The organism is Hymenobacter ruber (assembly GCF_054783255.1).
This window is the reverse complement of the sequence record NZ_BAAGQX010000004.1, coordinates 2,287,925-2,304,381: the sequence shown is the minus strand read 5'-3', so window position 1 is coordinate 2,304,381 and position 16,457 is coordinate 2,287,925. Positions and strand designations below refer to the sequence as shown.

General features: G+C 57.7%; 13 protein-coding genes. 9 read left to right on the top strand and 4 right to left on the bottom strand.

The annotated features are described in order from the left end of the window. Positions 1–71: 71 nt before the first annotated feature. Together ACYVM5_RS20395 and preA are read left to right on the top strand one after the other, a co-directional pair. The gene (locus ACYVM5_RS20395; RefSeq protein ID WP_460619922.1) at positions 72–1,397 is read left to right on the top strand and encodes an FAD-dependent oxidoreductase; all 1,326 of its coding nucleotides are present in this window, start codon (positions 72–74) and stop codon (positions 1,395–1,397) included. Between the two features lie 94 nt (positions 1,398–1,491). Beyond that, positions 1,492–2,880: an NAD-dependent dihydropyrimidine dehydrogenase subunit PreA gene (gene preA, locus ACYVM5_RS20390; protein ID WP_460619921.1), complete on the top strand. Its 1,389-nt coding sequence runs from the start codon at positions 1,492–1,494 to the stop codon at positions 2,878–2,880. 474 nt (positions 2,881–3,354) lie between these two features. On the opposite strand, the gene purU is transcribed toward preA, so the two are convergent. Beyond that, a complete protein-coding gene (purU, locus tag ACYVM5_RS20385) occupies positions 3,355–4,188 on the bottom strand; it encodes a formyltetrahydrofolate deformylase (RefSeq protein ID WP_460619920.1) in 834 nt (277 codons plus the stop codon). 114 nt (positions 4,189–4,302) lie between these two features. On the opposite strand from purU, the gene ACYVM5_RS20380 reads away from it, so the two are divergent. Next, the gene (locus ACYVM5_RS20380; RefSeq protein ID WP_460619919.1) at positions 4,303–5,223 is read left to right on the top strand and encodes a DUF6268 family outer membrane beta-barrel protein; all 921 of its coding nucleotides are present in this window, start codon (positions 4,303–4,305) and stop codon (positions 5,221–5,223) included. Here the strand turns inward: ACYVM5_RS20380 and ACYVM5_RS20375 are convergent, their stop codons facing one another. Further along, positions 5,224–6,384 carry an XdhC family protein gene (locus tag ACYVM5_RS20375; RefSeq protein WP_460619918.1) on the bottom strand — a complete coding sequence of 387 codons (1,161 nt, stop codon included), beginning with the start codon at positions 6,382–6,384 and terminating at the stop codon, positions 5,224–5,226. It abuts the gene before it with no gap. Between ACYVM5_RS20375 and ACYVM5_RS20370 the strand changes: the two genes are divergently transcribed. The 6 genes from ACYVM5_RS20370 to ACYVM5_RS20345 all read left to right on the top strand — a co-directional run bounded on the left by ACYVM5_RS20370 (position 6,383) and on the right by ACYVM5_RS20345 (position 11,667). After that, positions 6,383–7,381 carry a helix-turn-helix domain-containing protein gene (locus ACYVM5_RS20370; protein ID WP_460619917.1) on the top strand — a complete coding sequence of 333 codons (999 nt, stop codon included), beginning with the start codon at positions 6,383–6,385 and terminating at the stop codon, positions 7,379–7,381. The genes ACYVM5_RS20375 and ACYVM5_RS20370 overlap by 2 nt on opposite strands. Before the next feature lie 76 nt (positions 7,382–7,457). After that, the gene (locus ACYVM5_RS20365; RefSeq protein ID WP_460619916.1) at positions 7,458–8,339 is read left to right on the top strand and encodes a Rossmann-fold NAD(P)-binding domain-containing protein; all 882 of its coding nucleotides are present in this window, start codon (positions 7,458–7,460) and stop codon (positions 8,337–8,339) included. 168 nt (positions 8,340–8,507) lie between these two features. Continuing rightward, a complete protein-coding gene (locus ACYVM5_RS20360) occupies positions 8,508–9,428 on the top strand; it encodes a helix-turn-helix domain-containing protein (RefSeq protein WP_460619915.1) in 921 nt (306 codons plus the stop codon). Between the two features lie 160 nt (positions 9,429–9,588). Further along, complete coding sequence (locus ACYVM5_RS20355; RefSeq protein ID WP_460619914.1) at positions 9,589–10,470, top strand: SDR family oxidoreductase; 882 nt, start codon at positions 9,589–9,591, stop codon at positions 10,468–10,470. A 148-nt stretch (positions 10,471–10,618) separates the two neighbouring features. Continuing rightward, complete coding sequence (locus ACYVM5_RS20350; protein ID WP_460619913.1) at positions 10,619–11,101, top strand: GNAT family N-acetyltransferase; 483 nt, start codon at positions 10,619–10,621, stop codon at positions 11,099–11,101. A gap of 113 nt (positions 11,102–11,214) precedes the next feature. Beyond that, positions 11,215–11,667, top strand: coding sequence for a DUF4262 domain-containing protein (locus tag ACYVM5_RS20345; RefSeq protein WP_460619912.1), 453 nt, complete (start codon positions 11,215–11,217; stop codon positions 11,665–11,667). A 96-nt stretch (positions 11,668–11,763) separates the two neighbouring features. Here the strand turns inward: ACYVM5_RS20345 and ACYVM5_RS20340 are convergent, their stop codons facing one another. Next, on the bottom strand, positions 11,764–13,215 hold the full coding sequence (locus ACYVM5_RS20340; protein WP_460619911.1) for a TolC family protein: 1,452 nt from the start codon (positions 13,213–13,215) through the stop codon (positions 11,764–11,766). Further along, positions 13,208–16,399 (bottom strand): efflux RND transporter permease subunit, encoded by a 3,192-nt coding sequence (locus tag ACYVM5_RS20335; RefSeq protein ID WP_460619910.1) that lies wholly within the window; start codon positions 16,397–16,399, stop codon positions 13,208–13,210. Before ACYVM5_RS20335 ends, ACYVM5_RS20340 begins: the two co-directional genes overlap by 8 nt. Between the last annotated feature and the right edge of the window lie 58 nt (positions 16,400–16,457).

Below are 16,457 nucleotides of genomic sequence, written 5' to 3'. Positions count from 1 at the left end.
GGTCATGCTAAGCGTAGTCGAAGCATGACCGTTTTTTTATTCACTAATAATTTCGAAATTAACCTGCCCCAATGGCTGAATTTTCTACACCTACCACCGAGCAACAATTCGCGGAAAATTTCGCGCAATTGAAGCCGGTGATGAACCGCACCGAGGCGCTATACGAAAGCTCCCGCTGCCTTTTTTGCTTCGATGCGCCGTGTATAAAAGCGTGCCCGTCGGGGATTGATATTCCGCAGTTTATTCGCCAGATAAATTCGGGCAACGACACCGGCGCGGCGCGTACTATTTACGAGGCCAATTACTTCGGTAATGCCTGCGGTAAAGTGTGCCCCACAGAAGTGTTGTGCGAAGGTGCTTGTGTATATAACCTGCAGGAAGTGAAGCCAATTGAGATTGGGCGCCTCCAAAGTTTTGCCACCACCAAGGTGATAAAGAGCGGCGAAAAGCTGTTCGGTCCCGGGGCGGATAACGGCAAAAAAGTAGCGGTAATCGGAGCCGGTCCGGCCGGTATTTCGGCGGCTTGTGAGCTCCGTTCGTTGGGCTATGGCGTTGATGTTTTTGAAGCCAAAGCGCAACCTTCGGGACTAACGGTTTACGGCGTTGCGCCGTATAAAATCACCAACGAAGAAACGTTGGCCGAGATGGACTACTTGCAGGCACAATTCGGCTACAACGTGCATTTTAATTCAGCTATTTCTTCGCGTGAAGAATTAGAAAATCTGGAAAATAAATACGACGCTATTTTCCTGGGTATTGGCCTTGGAAAAACCAATGAGTTGGGACTGCCCGGCGAGGATAAAATCAACTGCACCGGCGCGGTAGAATTTATTGCCGAGCTGCGAGAGTTCCAGCATAAAGTTGCTGTGGGCCGCAAGGTGATTGTGCTGGGTGGCGGCAACACCGCCATGGATGCCGCCTCCGAATCTTCGCGTCTGGGCGCGGAAAACGTGATTCTGGCTTACCGCCGGGCCAAGGAGGAAATGGGCGCTTACGAGTTCGAATACGACCTGGCCAAAGGGGTAGGAGTGAAGGGCTTGTTCAATGTGGCGCCGATTGAAATCACGGGTAATGGCTACGTGGCGGGCGTGAAATTCATCCGGACCGAAACCAAGGACGGCAAGGTGTCGGAAATCGCCGGTTCCGAGTTTGTGGAGCCTTGCGATATGGTGATTAAAGCTACGGGGCAAGCCAAGCAAACTGAGTTTCTGAGCCTGATTCCGGGCCTGGAGTTGGATGGCAAAGGCCGCATTATGGCCAATGCGCACACCGGGCAGACTGGCAACCCGAAATACTTCGCTTCCGGTGATGCCTGGAATGGCGGGGCCGAAGTGGTAAATGCGGCAGCGGAGGCGAAGCTGACGGCACGCGGTATTCACGCTTATCTGAGCAAGTAGCGACAAGTAGCGCGGACTTTGTAGTCCGCGAGTTTGCGCATCATTTCCTTATTCATTTGCCTTCAATCGCGGACTGCAAAGTCCGCGCTACTTTATGCCCGACCTCTCAATAAATTTCGCCGGTATCAAATCGCCGAACCCGTTCTGGCTGGCTTCGGCCCCGCCCACCAATTCCGGCTACCAGATTATGAAAGCCTTCGACGCCGGCTGGGGCGGTGCGGTGTGGAAGACGCTGGGCGTACCCGTCGTCAACGTATCGAGCCGCTACGGCGGGGTGAACTACCGCGACAAGCGCCTCGTGGGCTTCAACAACATCGAGCTGATTTCGGACCGCCCGCTGGCCGACAACCTGCGCGAGATTGAAGAAGTGAAAAAGCGCTTCCCCAACCACGCCGTCATTGCCTCGCTCATGGTGCAGACGCGGCAGGAGTGGCACGACATCGTGCGTCAGTCACAAGATGCCGGAGCCGATGGCTTCGAGCTGAACTTTGGCTGCCCGCACGGCATGTGCGAGCGCGGCATGGGCTCGGCAGTAGGGCAGGAGCCCAAGGTGCTCCAGATGATTGTGGAGTGGGTGATGGAAGTGGCCAAAAAGCCCGTTATCGTGAAACTCACGCCCAATATCTCGGATATCACGGAGCCGGCAATGGCCGCTCGCCGGGCCGGGGCCGATGCCATTTCGCTCATCAATACCATTCAGAGCATTGTTGGCGTCGATTTGGATAAGTATGCGCCGTATCCAATCGTGGACGGCAAAGGCACTAACGGCGGCTACTGCGGCCCGGCCGTGAAGCCCATTGCGCTGAACATGGTGAAAAACTGCGCCCAGCATCCCGATATCAAATTGCCCATTTCGGGCATCGGTGGGATTGAGAACTGGCGTGATGCGGTGGAGCATATTCTGCTGGGAGCCAGCTCGGTGCAGGTGTGCACGGCGGCTATGCACTTTGGCTTCGGCATCATTCGCGAGATGACTTCGGGCCTGGAGCAGTACATGGTGGAAAAGGGCTTCAATACCATCTATGACATGGTGGGCAAAGCCCTGCCCAATGTGCTGCATTGGGAAGACCTGAACATGAAATACAAGGTGACGGCCAACATCAACGAGGACAAGTGCATTGGCTGCCAGCTGTGCTACACGGCCTGCGAAGATGGTGCTCACCAAGCCATTAAGCTGAACGCCGGCACGCGTATCCCCGAAATTATTGAGGAAAACTGCGTGGGCTGCAATCTGTGCTCGCTGGTATGCCCCGTGGAGCAGTGCATCACCATGGAGCGCACCGACGACGGCACCCAGCACCTTACTTGGAAAGAACGCACCGAAGCCGGCACCGCCCCCACCGAATTTAACGACGAAAAGGCCGGTGGCCGCCACCATTGGGTACCCGAGCCCAGCGCCGCACTGGGCAAAGAGCGCCACAAAACGCTGCCCGGCAAAGCCCGGCTATATTCCGGCGAAACGGTGTTGCCAACCGAGGCTTAAGCTGGTCAATAACGCAGTCTCACGGCACTAATTCTGGTCCGTATTTTGTTTATAGACGTAGAAGTACATTCACTTGTAAATCGACGTGCTTTGGCACGCTGCCTATATCATGAAGACCAAATCAGTAATTTTTGCCTTGAGTATCAGCCTGCTCATGTTGGGTGGTTGTGTTGCTGCAGGCCCGGGCTACGGCCCCGACTACGGCTATTACCCGCCCGTGCAGCCCGTTTATGGTTACGGCTATGCCCGTCCGTATTACGCGCCGCGGACCGTAGTGGTGCGACCGGCATATCGGCCCGCCTACGGTGGCTACCGTGGTGATGGCGGCCGTCGCGGTGGCGGCTACCATGGCGGCTATGGTGGCGGAGGCTACCACGGAAGTGGCGGCCACGGCCGGAGCCATTAACCAATAGCAATTAATTTGAAGGGGGCTATTCGCTTGATAAAGTGAGTAGCCCCCTTTTTTATGACCTTTCAGTCGAAGATGACGGTTTTGTTGCCGTGCACGAACACCTGCTCGTCGAACACCATTTTGAGGGAGCGGGCCAGCACGATTTTCTCCACGTCGCGGCCGGCCTGGGCCATTTCGTGGGCGCTCTGGGTGTGGTCGATGGGGATGACGTTCTGGGCGATGATGGGGCCCTGGTCGAGCTGTTCGTTGACGAAATGGGCGGTGGCCCCGATGATTTTTACGCCCCGAGCGTAGGCCTGCGCGTAAGGACTGGCCCCCACGAAGGCAGGCAGAAAGGAGTGGTGAATGTTGATGAGCCGGTTGGAGTAGTGCGCCACGAATTCAGAAGTCAGGATGCGCATGTATTTGACCAACACCACAAAATCAGGTTGATACTGGGCCAGCACGGCCAGCACTTCGGCTTCGTGGGTTTCGCGGGAACGGTCGGCGTGGGGCAGGTAATGAAAGGGCAGGTTGAATTTGCGGGTGAGGTCGCCAAGCACCTCGTAGTTGCTGATAACGGCCAGTACGCGGGCATTCAGCTCGCCGAACTCGTGGCGCACCAGCAGTTCGCTGAGGCAGTGGTGCTCCTTTGTAGCCATCAACACAATGTTTTTGGGCTGATTGGTGGTGAGGCGAATGACGGCGGAGAGTGGTAGTGCCAGGCGCAAGTCGGCTTGAAGCGCCTCTGCGTCAAATTCGCCGGCCACCTCAGTGCGCATGAAAAAATGGTTGCCGTCGCGCTCCACGAACTCGCCGTTGCGAATGATGTTGAGACCGTGTTTAAACAGCACACCCGTGATTCTATAAACCAGGCCCGGCTCGTCGGGGCAATGAATGAGCAGTAAATGCGCCATGCGAAATAGGGTAAGGAGTTGGGTGAGCCGGCCGACAGCCGCGCTGCAAAAGTAGAGCGCTGGCTATTGGATAATTGCGCTTTTATTTGTCGCTCAATTCTGCCAAAATATTCTGTGCATTCACCTCTACCCGCCCGGCTGCTGCCGGCTCTGCTGCTCAGCGCCAGCTTGCTCATTCCAGCCATCAGCCGCGCACAGGGCTACGCCGAGGGCATTGGCCTGAGCTACGAAGTACTGCCTCTGAAGCTGAAAAGCGGCAACGAAGCCACGTTTTGGGGCAATATTTTTCGGGCGAATATCATTGTGCCCGTGGCCACAGCGTCCGATTCTTCGCACGCGGTATTGGCGGGTCTGAACCTTGAAACATTGCGTTTCAGCGGCAATCGTCTTGGTTTTGAGGTCCACAATGTGTACGGCATCACGCCGGTATTGGGCTACCGGCAGCGCCTGTCGTCCCGTGCCGAGCTTACCGCCATCGCGCTGCCCGCCCTCAACTCAGACCTGCGCGAGGTGCGCGGGGCTGATGTGACCTGGGGCGGCGTGGTGCGGGCGGCCTACCGCAGTAGTGCCCGCCGCGCCTATCGCCTGACGGTGGGCTACCGGCAGCAGTTCTACGGGCCGCAGTACGTGCTGCTGTTGGGCCTCGACTGGCGGCTGGGGCAACGGTGGCGGCTGTTTGGCGACTTGCCGACCACCTTCACGGCCAGCTATGCTGCCACGCCCCGGGTTAATATCGGCTTCAACCTGAATGGCATTAATACCGCTTACCGACTGCTGAATAACGACCAGTATTTCCAGTACCAGCAGGGGCATTATGGCCTGTTTGCCGAAACGTATTTGAGTGCCCATTGGGCGCTCCGGGCCACCGCCGCCTATGCCGTGACGCGGCGACTGGAAGTATACGCCAGAGACGACCAATGGCCCGCCACCATCGACTACATCGGGCTGGGCAAGGCTCCTACGCCGCTGAACTCACCGATTGAAAAAGGCCTGGCGTTCCGGTTGGCGCTGAGCTACCGCGTGCCGACCCCGTGATTATACTGCTTCAACCGTTGCCGGGCTGTTCGATTTAGGAGAGTCGTTGTGAATAGCAACCGTCGTGTCACGCAAGTGCTGGGGCTGCCGCTTATTCTTCACGGCCTGAATTTCAGCCACAATAGCCAGGGCAATTTCCTCCGGCGTTTCGCCGCCCAGGCTCAGCCCGATGGGACTGTGCAGGCGGTTTCGCAGCGCATCCGAAATGCCTTCTTCGGATAAGTCCAGCTCATTTTCACTAAGTAGCCGTCCGGCTTTGGCTCGGGGGCCCAGCAGACCGATGTACGGGGCCGAAGAAGGGAGCAGCGCTTGCAATGCGGCCAAATCGTAAGCATAGTTGTGGCTGAGCAAAACATGGTACGCGCCCGCATCTGGGGCAAGCGTTTCCAATTCCCGCACTGGCACGATGCGTACCTCGGCGGCTTCCGGAAAACGGGCGGCGGTGGCCAGGTTGGGCCGGCCATCCAGCACTGTAATGTGCCAGCCCAGCGAGGCTGCCAGATGCACCAGCGGCTGCGCATCGTTGCCCGCGCCATACACTACCAGGCGCAGCGGTGGCCGTAGCACCTCCAGCAGCGCCCGCACCGGCCCGGCATCGGTTTCGATGTCCAGAATCTGCGACTTTCCCTGTTCGAGCGTCATTCTGGCTGCTTCGGCTAAGGGGGCGGCCAGCAGGGGAGTGCCTCGCAATGCGCCGGTGGCCGACAGCAGCACGCGCTGCCCCACGCCAGCTTTGAGGCCGGCGGTATCGGTTTCAAACACCGTAGCCAGCACCGCCGGTTCGGGGTGCTGGGCGAAGCCGCGCAACAGCTCCACCGGGTTATCGGATGCGTCAAAATCCAGCGGCTCCAGCAGGATGCGAACCACGCCCTGGCAGCCGGGGCCGAGGCCATGGCGCGGGTCGTCCTCATCGCGGGTATCGTAAGTGACCAGTGCCGGCTGGCCCCGAAAAATGGCCTGGCGCGCCCGTTGGCGGGCATCGCCCTCCAAACAGCCGCCGCTGATGGCTCCGGTCAGCTCGCCGTCTTCGGTCACGAGCATGCGGGCACCGGGGCGGCGGTAGGCCGAGCCCAGCACCTCCACCACCGTGGCCAGGGCGCAGGGGCGGGCCTCGGCACGGTGCCGGTCGTAGGCGAGGAGCAGGCGTTGAAGTTCGGTCATGAGGGCGGTAGTTTGCGCAGGAAGTACGCCCGGTGGCGGGATGGGGTTATGCAAACCGCTGACGGGGGAAAGTGGTTTTGGTTTGAAAGTGGGCTGCCAACAAACGGCTCGCATGTTGAAATTTATGACTGCTGCTATTCCCGTCTATCAATTAAATAAGCTCACTGACGCTGAAGAAAAGACGGCGGCGGTTTTCTTTTTAGGGCCGAATTCCGCGCCGTCTCACCTGCCCATCGACCTGCCTTATCGCAGCAATTATTACAAAATTGGCTTGTGCCTGCGCGGGACTGCCAGTCTGAAAGTCAACCTCGAAAACTACGAAATCGGGCCGGGTTCGCTGATGATTCTCTCGCCGTATTCTATCAAGCAGTGGCCATTTATGTCGGCTGATTTTGATGCACTAAGTATATTTTTTACCAGAGAATTCATTTCTGCCAATAGCAATCTGAATCCGGACACTTTTTCGTTTTTTGAGCGAGACGCCAGACACGTATTTCAATTAACCGCGCTTCAGGCCGATGATATTGCTGCGCTTTTGCGTTCCATCGAGCAGAAATACAACGCGCCGCACACTTATCGGGAGGAAATTCTGCGCAGCTTTATTCAAATTTTGCTGCACGAAATCGCGCCTATTTACAGCTTGCAGCACGTTTCGGCGAATGCCATTCAGACCAGAAGCCAGCTGATTGCTACCGAATTTAAAAAGCAGGTCAACACGCACTACGCCACCGAGCGCAGCCTGGCTTTTTATGCCGACAAGCTCTGCATCAGTCCCAAGCATCTGGCCGAAACCGTGAAGGAGGCCACCGGCAAGCGCGCCGTGGAATGGCTGGCCGAGGCCGTGCTGCTGGAAGCCAATGTGCTCCTGCAAAACCCGGCCCTCACCATTGCCCAAATTGCGGATACGCTGCATTTTGCTGACCAGTCTGCGTTTGGCCGGTTTTTCCGGAAAAGCATCGGGGTTTCGCCCGCGGCCTACCGCCAGCGCTGGGCCTGATGCTTGCCGCACTTTGGCCCAATTTTGCCGCCGTTTTGCCCTTTCCATTGGTTGAAGCCGGACGGAGCTTTGCCCCATGAAAATTATCCTCACAGGTTCCCTCGGGAACATCAGCAAGCCCCTGGCCACCGCGCTGGTGCAGCAGGGCCATGCCGTCACGGTTATCAGCAGCAAGCCGGAAAAGCAGCCGGAAATTGAAGCGCTGGGCGCCACCGCTGCCATTGGCTCGGTGGAAGATGCCGGTTTCTTAACCGCCACTTTCACCGGCGCCGATGCCGTGTACCTGATGGTGCCGCCCAATTTCGCCGTGGCCGATTCGCGGGCTTACCACCAGCAAATTGGCCGCAACTATGCGTTGGCCATTCAGCAGGCCGGCGTGCGGCGCGTGGTGCAGCTCAGCAGCTGGGGGGCGCATTTGGCCGAAGGCACCGGCGGTATTCTCGGCACCCACGATGTGGAGGTGCTGTTGCGCGAGGTGCCCGGTACCACGCTTACGCACATGAGGCCCACGTCCTTCTACACTAATTTCTACCCGTCTGTTGGCATGATAAAGGGCGCGGGCATGATGGGGGCCAACTACGCGGGCAATATCAAGGTGTCCTTTGTGCATCCGCGCGACATTGCCGCAGCGGCAGCGGAGGAGATTGCCAAACCAACCACCGCGGCCGGCCAAGACGTGCGCTATGTGGCCAGCGACGAGCGCACGGCCGATGAAGTCGCTCACGCCATCGGCGCGGCCATTGGCAAGCCTGACCTGAAATGGGTGGCTTTCACGGATGCCCAAATGCGGGAAAACATGACGAGCCACGGCGTGCCCGTAGATAGGGCCAACGAAGTTGTGGACATCTACGCCAGCATCAACAGCGGTAAGTTGGGCGAGGATTACTGGCAGCACCGGCCGGTTTTGGGCGATGTGAAATTGGAGGATTTCGCCCGGGAGTTTGCGGCGGCCTTTTAGTCGCAGTTGGTTGTTAATTGAACGTCATGCTGAGCGCAGCGAAGCATCGCTACCGCAATAGTAAATGAATTGCTTGCGCGATAGAGAGGCTTTGACAAGCTCAGCATGACGTTCTGCATAGCGTAATTTTGCTGGGTGACTTACCTTTGATTTCTACAAGATTTCGCCATGTCGCCCCGTCCGCTTTCCGAATTGTACACCAAACTGGCTCCCGAGGCTGCTGAGACGCTCTTGCTGCCGGAGCGGCCCCGTGAAATTGGCCATTTCAACGTCTTCAACGTGGCGGGCCTGATGCTGGCCAACCGCGACCGGCCGCCGATGAGCTTCGACCGACGCTCCTTTTATAAAATCAGCCTGATTCGGGGCCGCAGCCGCATCGAGTATGCCGACCAGACGGTGGAAGTAGAGGCAGGGGCTTTGTGGTTTGCTTCCTCGCGCGTGCCCTACCGCTGGCTGCCGCACGACCAGAACCAGACCGGCCATTTCTGCATCTTCACCGAGGCGTTTCTGCAGCCCACCAAGGGCCGGGCGGCGCTGGAGGAATTGCCGTTTTACCAGCCCGGCGCCTACCCGATTGTGCGGGTGACGGATGCCGAATTTGCTGCCATAGAAGCCATTTTCCAGAAGATGGAGAAGGAAATTGCTTCCGACTTTGCCTACAAGTACGACCTGCTGCGGGCCTACTTGCTGGAAATGATTTACTATGTGCAGAAGCTGCAGCCGGCCCCGGCAACGGTGCCCGCGCCAAACGCTTCTTCCCGCCTCACAGCCCAGTTTGCCGACCTGCTGGAGCGGCAGTTTCCGCTGGAGTCGCCGCAGCAGCGCCTGCGTCTGCGCACCGCCACCGACTATGCCGCCCAGCTGGCCGTGCATGTCAACCACCTCAACCGCGTGCTCAAGGAAACCACCGGCCACACCACCACTGCCCTGATTGGCAGCCGCATAGCGCAGGAAGCCAAAATCCTGCTGAAGCAAACGAGCTGGAATATTTCTGAAATCGCCGACAGCCTGGGCTTTGCCGATGTGGCGCACTTCTGCAATTTCTTTAAGCGACAGACGCGCCTGACACCGGGCGATTTTCGGGGTTGAGGGTTTTTGGTTAAAATCGTTGTGCTTTGTTGCATCCCTGCATGACGGCCTTTTAATTGTTTGATTTATTCAACAAACGGTTTGAGCAGCACAATACCTCCGCTGCCCGCCTGCCGGAACTTTGTGTGGTAATCAATCACCAATTAAAAACGACCATCACATGCGTGTTTTTGTAACCGGCGCGTCGGGCTTTGTCGGCTCCGCCATCGTTCAGGAATTGCTCGGCGCAGGCCACAAGGTGCTCGGCCTCGCCCGCTCCGAGGAGTCGGCCCAGGCGCTGCTCGCGGCCGGCGCGGAGGTACACCGCGGCTCGCTCGATGACCTCGACAGCCTGCAGCGCGGCGCAGCAGCTGCCGACGGCGTCATCCACACCGCCTACAACCACAATTTTGTGGAATACGAGGCGGCCGGGCAAACCGACCGGCGGGCCATTGAGGCGCTTGGCAAAGCATTGGCCGGCTCCGAGCGGCCGCTAATCGTCACGGCCGGGCTGGCGGGCTTCAACCTGGGCCGCCCCGCCACGGAAGACGATTCTCCCGCCGCCTCGCTCCGCATGTCGGAAACCGTGGCCATGGAATTGGCCGCGCAGGGTGTGCGTGCCATGGTCGTGCGCCTGGCTGCCTCGGTCCACGACCGCAACGACCACGGCTTTGTGCCGACGCTTATCAATATTGCCCGCCAAACCGGCGAGGCGGCCTACGTGGGCGATGGCCTCAATTGCTGGCCCGCCGTGCATCGGCTCGATGCCGCCCGCCTCTACCGGCTGGCCTTAGAGCAGGGCACCGCCGGCGCCCGCTACCACGGCGCGGCCGATGAGGGTATTCCGTTGCGCGACATCGCCGCCATCATTGGCCGGCACCTGAACCTGCCGGTCGTGTCCAAAACTCCAGAGGAGGCCACCGGCCATTTCGGCTGGATGGCCCGCTTTGTGGGGCTGGGCATGCCGGCCTCCAGCGCCCTCACGCAGCAGCGGCTGGGCTGGCACCCCACCCAGCCCGGCCTGCTGGCTGATTTGGAGCACGGAGACTATTTCAAGAAGTAAGGTTGAACCAGCAGAAACGCCCCGCAACCGCCTAGTTTCGGGGCGTTTCTATTCGGGGTTAAGCCTTTGTCGTTTTCTGATTAGCAACAGCGGTTATTCAGCCAATATTGGGTAGCTTGACGCCGCCAACAGCAACGATTTCCGCGCCATGACAGCCCGCAGTATTACCTTAACTGAAACCGTAAGAGACGACTTAGACACGTTGTTTCTGTTCCAGACAGACGAAGAGGCCATTCATTTGGCCGCATTCACCCCGAAAGACCCCAGCGACAAAGGGGCCTACCTCGAAAAATACGTCAAGCACTTAGCCGACCCGACCATCCACATGCGGACCATAAAAGCCGATAATGAAATTGTGGGCAGCATCGCGAAGTTCTTGATGCACGGCGACGCTGAAATTACCTATTGGATTGATAGAAAGCATTGGGGATACGGAATAGCCACCACTGCCCTGCAAGAGTTCCTGCAACTCGAACCAGCCCGGCCCATCTACGGCCGCACTGCCTTCGATAACCACGGCTCCCAAAAAGTGTTGGAGAACTGCGGGTTTGTAAAAACCGGAACGGATAAGGGTTTCGCCAACGCGCGGCAAGCGGAGATTGAAGAGTATGTTTACAAACTGTCAAACTGAAAATCTTCTTCATCTACGGCAACGCCACCAAGTCGTACTACAGCTTAGGGTTGAGTCGCTTAAATCCTGTACATTGCCAATCTAATTGCGTTAAATGCGCTCAATCGAGAATTATGACTGACCAACAGATAAAAGAATATCACGAGAAGGTTGAAGCAGCTATGGAGCAATATGGTTATTACTCAACTTTTGTCTTTGGTGATACTACTCCTTCATTTTGCTATTCAACGGGAGTTTATAAGAACTTCGGTATTCCAGAGATTTTTATTTCTGCGTTGCCTCAAAACCTATCACATGAACTCATTCAAAATTATGTAAATGAGTTTGAAGACGCCGGTTCTGTGCCGTTAGACAAGAGAATTGATAGCCTTACTGACAGGTTTCCTATTTATTTGATAGAGACGCCAAAGGATAAGCTAAAGGAGTATGTTCTTTCAAGCCATAAATTTTATGGCGATGAAGATTTTAAATATGTTCAATTAATTTATCCCGATACGAAAGGGTGCTTTCCCAATGATTCTGGTTATAATTATGACCAGGAAATAGTTGGGAATTTCAAAAACTGAAATTTTGATTATTACAAAAGAAACGCCCCGCAACCAACCAGTTGCGGGGCGTTTCTTTGGCAGCTTAAGCTGCTGCCGGTACTATCTATTTCTCGATTACTGCCAGCCGCCGCCCAGGGCGCGGTACACGTTCACCGAGGCGTTGAGCTGCTGCATGCGGGTTTCGATGAGGTCAAACTTCGACTCTAGGGCGTCGCGCTGGGTGAAAAGGACTTCCGTGTAGTCGGCGCGGGCGTAGCGGAAGAGGCTGTTGGAAATGTCCACCGACTGGTTGAGGGCGGCTACTTCCTTGGCTTTCGCGTCGTAGCTCTTGGCCAGGTTGCCGATACTGGCCACTTGGTTCGAAACCTCCACATAGGCGTTCAATACGGTTTTTTCGTACTGGTAAGCTGCCTGGGTTTGGGCGGCGTTAGCGGTGTAGTAAGCGGCTTTGATGCCGTTGCGATTGAAGAGCGGGCCAGCCAGGTCGGCCCCCAGCGCGTAGAGCATCGACTGCGGCGTGCTCACCAGCAGGCCGGGCGTGAAGGCGGCCAAACCCACGCCGCCCGTGAGCCCCAGCGAGGGGTAGAAGTTGGCGCGGGCCACCTGCACGTCGATTTTGGCGGCGGCCAGCTGCTGTTCGGCCTGCCGGATGTCGGGGCGGTTGGCCAGCAGCTGCGCGGGCGAGCCAGCCTGAATGCTCGCGGGCAACAGCTCATTGAACGACTGCGCGTTGCGCGCCACCGGTTGCGGGTAGCGGCCGGCCAGGTAGTTCAGCTTGTTTTCGGTTTCGATGATGCTTTGCTGCAGCTTGAACTGCAGGGCGCGGGTGTGCTCTACCTGCGCCTCAAAGCGTTTCACGGCTAGCTCGGTGGCACGGGCCGATTCCTTCTGCTGCTTCACCAGTTCCAGGGCGTTGCTCTGGATGCCGATGTTTTGCTTCACAATGGCCAGCTGATTATCGTAGGCCAACAATTCATAATAGGAATTGGCGATTTCGGCAATCAGGTTGGTCACCATGAAGTTTTTGCCCTCCACGGTAGCCAGGTAGCGGACGGCGGCGGCCTTCTTGGCGTTGCGCAGCTTGTGCCAGATATCGACCTCCCAAGTAGCAAACGCGCCCAGTTGGAAATTGGTGAGCGGGTCGGGCGTGCGGCGGTCTTCCTTAATCTGGACCTGTTCCTCGGTGGCACCTTGCAGAGTGTAGCGGCCCACTTTTTCCACGTCGGCGCGGGCACCCAGGCTCACGAAGGGCAGGTACTCGCCCTGGCGGGCGCGGATTTCGTTCTTGGCAATCTCAATTTCCTGGAGCGTGATGTTCAGCTCCTGGTTGTTTTGCAGGGCGGTTTCGATGAGCGCCTGCAGGTTGGGGTCGGTGAAAAACTGCTTCCACTGCACGCGGGCCGAGTTAGCGCTGTCAAGCGAAGTGGCCGCGGTGGTGCCGGTGGCGTAGCTGGCCGGCACCGCCCGGTTTTCATTTTTTACGACCAGCTCGGGCGTTTTGCAGGCGCCTACCGCGAGGGCCAAACCGGCCGCGCCGAGGCATTGATAAATTCGTTTCTTAAGCATAAGGCTCCATTTCTTCTAGTGTAACGCGGGGCTCTACGCCTTCGAGGATGGGGGATTCGTTCTCATCCTTAATTAGTTTGCTGTTGCCAGCCAGAGTGCCGAAGAAGTAGTACAGGCCGGGGATGATGATGACCCCGAATACGGTACCGAACAGCATGCCGCCCAGCGCCGAGCTACCAATGGTGCGGTTGCCGATGGCACCGGCACCGGTAGCCACCACCAGTGGAATCAGACCGGCGATGAAGGCGAACGAGGTCATCAGAATTGGGCGGAAACGGGTCTTGGCGCCTTCGATGGCGGCGTCGCGGACGCTCATGCCTTCCTCGTGTTTGAGGGCCGCGAATTCCACAATCAGTACCGCGTTTTTACCCAGCAGACCGACGAGCATTACCAGACCAACCTGGGCGTAGATGTCGTTGGCGAGGCCGAACATCTTGATGAACAGGAACGAGCCAAACACGCCCGCTACCAGCGAGAGAATAACGGCCAGCGGCAGCAGGAAGCTTTCGTACTGCGCGGCCAGCACCAGGTACACGAACACCAGCACGATGAGGAAAATCACGGTCGATTCGTTGCCGCGGCTCACTTCGTCTTTTGACAGGCCGCCCCAGTCGATGCCATAGCCGTGGGGCAGGGTTTCAGCCACTTCCTGCACTGCCTTGATGGCCTCGCCCGAGCTATAACCGGCGGCCGCGCCGCCCCGGATGGAGCCCGTGGGGTACATGTTGTAGCGGTTGATTTCGTTGGCGCCCTGCGACTTCACGATTTTCATGAAGGCCGAGAACGGCACCATTTCGCCTTTATCGTTCTTGGCCCACATGTTCAGGATGTCTTCGGGCAGCTTGCGGTACTCCGGCGAAGCCTGCACGAATACCTTGAAGAAGCGCTGGTACTTGATAAAGCCCAACTCGTAGGTCGAGCCCACCAAAATGCTGAGCGTGTTCATGGCGTTGCCAATGCTCACGCCTTTCTGCATGGCTAGCTCGTTGTCAATCTTGAGTTCGTACTGGGGGTAGTTGGCCGAGAAGAAGGTGAATACGCCCGCCAGCTCCTTACGCTTTTTCAGCTTGGCGATGAACTCGTTGTTCACCCGTTCCAGGGCCTTGTAGTCGCCGGTGCTGGTTTTGTCGAGCATCTGTAGCTGGAAACCACCCGCCGCGCCGTAGCCCGGTACTGCCGGCGGCTCGAAGAATTCAATGGTCGCGCCGGGAATCTGCTTGGCTTTCTTCTCCAACTGCTCCACAATCTCGGCAATGGATTCCTTGCGCTCCGACCACGGCTTCAAGTCAATCAAGCAGGTACCCGCGTTCGAGCCGCGGCCTTCGGTCAGTACTTCGTAGCCGGCCAGCGTCGAGATGTTGGCGATGCCGGGCACATCTTTGGCCAGGTCGCGCAGGCGCTTCGATACGGCGTTGGTTTGCTCCAGCGTGGTACCGGGCGGCGTTTGCACGATGGCGTAAATCAGGCCCTGGTCTTCGCTCGGAATAAAGCCGGCCGGCAGCCCTGCCGAGATGGCCCAGATGCCCAGCCCGAAGGCCACCAGCATCACGAACGTCACAATGCGGTTGGCCACAATGCGCTGCAGCAGACCCACGTAGGCATTGGTCAGCTTCTCAAAGCCGCGGTTGAACCAGTCGAAGAAGCGCTGCAGCGGCGTCTGCTTCTTGGGTTGGCCGTGGTGGTTTTTCAGAATCATGGCGCAGAGCACCGGCGTCAAAGTCAGAGCTACGAGGCCCGAAATCACGATGGCCGTGGCCATGGTAATGGAGAACTGGCGGTAGAAAATGCCCACCGGGCCGCTCATGAACGACACCGGAATGAACACGGCCGTCATCATGATGGTGATGCCGATAATAGCACCGCTGATTTCACCTACCACCTGCCTCACGGCATTATAAGGCGATAGATGCTGCTCGTCCATCTTGGCGTGCACCGCCTCAATCACCACAATGGCGTTATCGACTACAATACCAATCGAGAGCACCAGCGCAAACAGCGTAATCATGTTGATGGTGAGGCCGAAAGCCTGCATCGCAATGAACGAGCCCACTAGCGACACCGGCACGGCCAGCGCCGGAATTAGCGTCGAGCGCCAGTCGCCGAGGAAGATGAACACCACCAGCGCCACCAGAATAAAGGCATCGCGCAGGGTGTGAATCACGTTCTCAATCGAGGCGTCGAGGAAGTTCGACACGTCGTAGGTGATTTTGTAGTCCATGCCGGGCGGGAAGCTGCTTTTCTTCAGCTCTTCCAGCTTGGCCTTCACCTCTTTAATTACATCCGAAGCGTTCGAGCCGTAGGTCTGCTTCAGCACGATAGCGGCCGAGGGATACTGGTTCAGGTTGGAGTAGATGTCATAGTATTCCGAGCCCAGCTCCACGTTGGCCACGTCCTTCAGGTGCAGGCTTTCCCCGTTCGGGTTGGCCCGCAGAATCACGTTCTTATACTGCTCCACGTCGTTGAAGCGGCCCTGGTAGCTCAGCACGTATTCCAGCGACTGCGCATTCTTGCCATCGGCGCGTCCGATACGGCCCGGCGAGCCAATCACGCTCTGCTCGTCCAGCGCCTTCATCACGTCATCCACCGAGATGTTGTAGGCCCGCATGCGGTCTGGTTTCAGCCACACGCGCATGGCGTACTGCCGGCTACCCAGGATGCTGGCCCGGCCAATGCCACCGAGGCGCTGCAGTTCGGGTATCATGTTCACGCCGGCGAAGTTGAACAGGTACTTCATGTCCGTGTTCTTGTCTTTCGAGTACAAGTTCACGTACATCAGCATGTTAGGCACCACGCGGTTCACAATCACGCCCTCGCGCTGCACAATCAGCGGAAGGCGGTTGAGCACCTGCGCAATGCGGGTGTTCACGTTTACCACCGCCTGGTCGGGATTAGTGCCCAGGTTGAAGACAATCTGAATGTTGGCCTCACCGGCCGATACGGCATCGGAGGTCATGTACTTCATGCCCGGTACGCCGTTTACGGCCTGCTCCAACGGAATCAGTACCGACTCGGTCAGCACCTTGGCGCTGGCGCCCGGGTAGGAGGCGCTCACCATCACGAGGGGCGGCGAAATCTCCGGAAACTGCGACGTGGGCAGCTGCATGATGGCCAGCCCGCCCATCAGCAGGATGGACACCGAAATAACAATGGCAAATACTGGCCTGCGAATGAATTTACTAAACATATTCTTCTGGCTGTGTGGATATTATTGGGAAGGGGGCAGGTTCCGGTCGGACCGCCCT